Below are 3,826 nucleotides of genomic sequence, written 5' to 3'. Positions count from 1 at the left end.
GGTGCGGGTCCGAACCCGTGGGCCCGAGCGGGCGGGCGCTTTCGTCGCCGTAGTAGATCTGCACCGCGCCGGGTGCCAGCAGCAGGGCGCCGGCCAGGCCGCGCTGGCGCGCCAGTCGCTCGCCCTGTTCGGCGAAGAACAGCGAGGTGTCGTGGGACGAGGCGTAGCTCATGAAGTTGTGCCGCGCGTCGTTGGCCAGCAGCTCGGCATAGCCGCGGTAGCCGTCCTCGATCTGGCGCAGGCACTCGCTGCCCTTGGCGGCCAGCTCGCCCTGGAAGTCGAAGTTGATCAGCGCGTCGAAGCCGTGGTCCTGGTAAACGCTGGCCTGCGGTCCGTGGCCGAACACCTCGCCGACCATCCAGAACGGGCTGCCGCTCATGGGATCATCGGGGTTGGCCGCCGACCACTCGGCGCGCGCCTTGTCGGCCGCCTGGCGCAGCGCCGCCCAGCTCTCCAGTTCGACGTGCTTGACGGTATCGGCGCGAAAGCCGTCGACGCCGAATTCGCGCACCCAGAAGCTCAGCCATTCCACCAGGTAGTCGCGCACCCGGTAGCCCTCGCGGGGCACGGCGCGGGTGTCGGCCTTGCGCAGCAGGAAGGGCGGCAGGGACACCGGCTGCTGACTCTCGGTCTTGAAGTCGGGGAGGAAGGCCAGCGAGCCCTGGCGCGGGTCGACCAGCACGCTGGGCGGGCTGTCATAGTCGGCCACGCCGGCGCGTACCCAGTCCTTGCCCCACCACTGGCGCCAGGCGTCGTGCTGGTAGTCGATCAGGTTGTGGTAGGCGTGCAGGTTCTCGAAGCTCTCCGGCTGCCAGTCGCTCCAGCGCGGCGGCAGGTACTGGTCCATGCCGCCACGCAGCGCGCCGAAGCCGAGCGCCTGCATGTCGGCCAGGGTCGAATAGCCGGGGTGGTTGAGCACCACGTCGAACAGCACGCGGATGCCGCGGGCGTGAGCCTGGGCGATCAGCTCGCGCAGCTCGTCTTCCGTCCCCATGTTGGCGTCCAGGCGGGTGAAGTCCAGGGCGTAGTAGCCGTGGTAGGCGTAATGGCGAAAGTCGCCCTTGTCACCGCCGCCGACCCAGCCATGGACCTGCTCGAAGGGCGCGCTGATCCACAGCGCGTTGACCCCCAGCTGCTGCAGGTAGTCGAGCTTGCCGGTCAGACCGCGCAGGTCGCCGCCATGGAAGGTGCCGATCTCCTGCTCGCCGTCGGGCTGGCGCCCGTAGCTGCGGTCGTTGCCGGTATCGCCATTGGCGAAGCGGTCGGTGATAGCGAAATACACCGTGGCATTGCGCCAGTCGTGGGCGGGCACTGGCGCCGGCTCGGCCGCCTCGAGCAGCAGCAGGCCGTCGCTATGCACCGCCGGGGTCAGCTCGACGCGGCCGTTCTCCACCGTGGCCAATTGGCCGCTGTAGGCATCGCGCAGCACCTCGCCATCGGCGAACACCTGGCCGACCGCGACGCTCAGCGCCTCGCCCTGCCAGGTGCGACAGACGCTGCGCGGCGCCTGCTCGCGCAGCGGCAGCAGGCGCAGATGGGGCTGGGCGTCTTCCTGGAACAGCAGGCGATAGCGGCCGGGCTCGCCGATCTGCAGGCTGAGTGAGCTGCCCGCGTGCCAGTCCTGACGCTGGTACAGGGCCAGCGGCTGGGCGCTGCCGCTGGCATTGGGCGCCTGCAGACGCAGCTGGCCGGCGCTCAGTTCCAGCTCGACGCTGTAGCGCTGCGGCGCGGGGTTGCTCCATTGCAGCGGCACTGGCCGTTGATCCAGCCAGGCCTGCAGCTGCGGCTCGGCGCTGGCAAACTGGCAGAGCAGGGCGCAGGCCAGGGTGGTGAGCGAAGTCGGCAACGAAGGGCGGCGCATGGGGTTCTCCCGCAACTGGCGAGCCTCCAGTACACCCGCAGCGCGCCACCTGCAACAGGCGCAGAAGGGGCAGGGGCGCATGCTTTTTTTCCGGAATCGCTGGCAGACTACGCCCCCGTCTCTACGCCCTCGAGGGGGAGGTCAGGGAGGATGTGGCGCTTGCGCTTTCGGCCGAGGATGACCGAGCTGGCAGAGCGCTCAACGGCTCGCCGCAGTTGTGGATCAAAAACAAGAAGCCACGAGGACAACAAGACATGAACAAGACGCTGCTCAGCGCAGTCGCCATCGGCCTTGCCGCCACCCTGAGCCACTCCCTGCCGGCCCAGGCCGCCATCGAGGAAGGCAAGCTGGTCATCTGGATCAACGGCGACAAGGGCTACAAGGGCCTGGCCAAGGTCGGCGAGCGCTTCACCGCCGACACCGGTATCGCCGTGGAGGTGGCCCACCCGGACAGCGCCACCGACAAGTTCCAGCAGGCCGCCGCCACCGGCAACGGCCCGGACATCTTCATCTGGGCCCACGACCGCCTCGGCGAATGGGCGCAGAGCGGGTTGATCTCGCCGATCACTCCCAGTGCCAAGACCCAGGGCGAGATCGAGGATTTCGCCTGGGACGCGGTGACCTACGGCGGCAAGCTGTGGGGCTACCCGATGGCGGTCGAGTCCATCGGCCTGCTCTACAACAAGGCCCTGGTACCAACGCCGCCGGCCACCTTCGACGAGGTGCTGAAGCTCAACGCCGAGCTGGCCAAGTCCGGCAAGCGCGCCATTCTCTGGGATTACAACAACACCTACTTCACCTGGCCGCTGCTGGCCGCCAACGGCGGCTACGTGTTCGCCGACACCGACGGCGGCTATGACACCAGCCGCACCGGGGTCAACAGCGACGGCGCCAAGCAGGGCGCGCAAACCCTCAAGGCGCTGATCGACGCCGGGGTGATGCCCAAGGGCGCCGACTACAGCGTCGCCGAGGCAGCCTTCAACAAGGGCGAGTCGGCCATGTTCATCAGCGGCCCCTGGGCCTGGGCCAACGCCAAGAAGAGCGGCATCGACTTCGGCGTGGCGCCGATCCCCGCCGTGGGCGATGCCCCCAGCCGACCCTTCAGCGGGGTGATGGCCGCCGCGCTGAACGCTGCCAGCCCCAACCAGGCGCTGGCCGTGGAGTTCCTCGAGAACTACCTGCTGCAGGTCGAAGGCCTCAAGACCGTGAGCGCCGACGTGCCGCTCGGCGCCGTGCCGAACAAGGCCTACATGGCCGAACTGGCCAGCGACCCGCTGATCAAGGCCACCTTCGACAACGCCCAGCTCGGCCGGCCGATGCCCAACGTGCCGGAAATGGGCGCCTTCTGGTCGGCCATGGCGCCGGCGCTGACCAACATCACCTCCGGTCGCCAGACCGTGGACGCCGCGCTGGACGACGCTGCCAAGCGCATCGCCAAGTGAAATCCGGCCGCCCCGACGCCCGGCGTCGGCGGCGGCTCCGCTGTGAGGCTATAACTCAGATGTCCGTCGTGAATCTTCCTGCCACCCCGGCCAGCTCGCCGATGAAGCCGTTCTCCCTGCCGTCCCTGCATGCCGGCCTGCGCTGGGGTCTGTGGGGCCTGTTCAACGCCATGGCGCTGTACCTGGTGCTGGCGCTCTACGCCCAGCAGCAACTGGCCTTCGCCTTGCTCGGGCTGGTGGTCACCGGCATCGCCAGCTACGTGTTCATCAGCCGCCGGGCCTATGCCCATCGCTACATCTACCCGGCGCTGGCGGGCATGCTGGTGTTCGTCATCTTTCCGCTGCTGTACACCGTGGGCATCGGCTTCACCAACTACAGCGGCAGCAACCTGCTGAGCTTCGAGCAGGTGCAGCGCTACCACCTGCGTCAGACCTACCTGGCCGGCGAGCGCTACGGCTTCAGCTTGCACCGTGGCGAAGATGGCGAGCTGCGCCTGCGTGTCGACAAGGGCGAGCGCGGCGC

General features: G+C 68.6%; 2 protein-coding genes and 1 pseudogene. 2 read left to right on the top strand and 1 reads right to left on the bottom strand.

Going from position 1 to position 3,826, the window contains the following annotated elements:
* Positions 1-1,861 (bottom strand): alpha-amylase (locus N7333_RS24110; RefSeq protein WP_279859497.1); only part of this gene is annotated, 1,861 nt, incomplete at its 3' end.
* 254 nt (positions 1,862-2,115) lie between these two features.
* Between N7333_RS24110 and malE the strand changes: the two genes are divergently transcribed.
* Positions 2,116-3,303, top strand: coding sequence for a maltose/maltodextrin ABC transporter substrate-binding protein MalE (malE, locus tag N7333_RS24105; RefSeq protein ID WP_279859496.1), 1,188 nt, complete (start codon positions 2,116-2,118; stop codon positions 3,301-3,303).
* Positions 3,304-3,362: 59 nt separating this feature from the next.
* Positions 3,363-3,826, top strand: a pseudogene (malF, locus tag N7333_RS24100) (maltose ABC transporter permease MalF); the annotation flags it as partial.

Source organism: Pseudomonas sp. GD04158, from assembly GCF_029834875.1.
GTDB lineage: Bacteria > Pseudomonadota > Gammaproteobacteria > Pseudomonadales > Pseudomonadaceae > Aquipseudomonas > Aquipseudomonas hydrolytica.
Note: the sequence above shows the minus strand (reverse complement) of the source record. Positions and strands in the feature narration are given on the sequence as shown.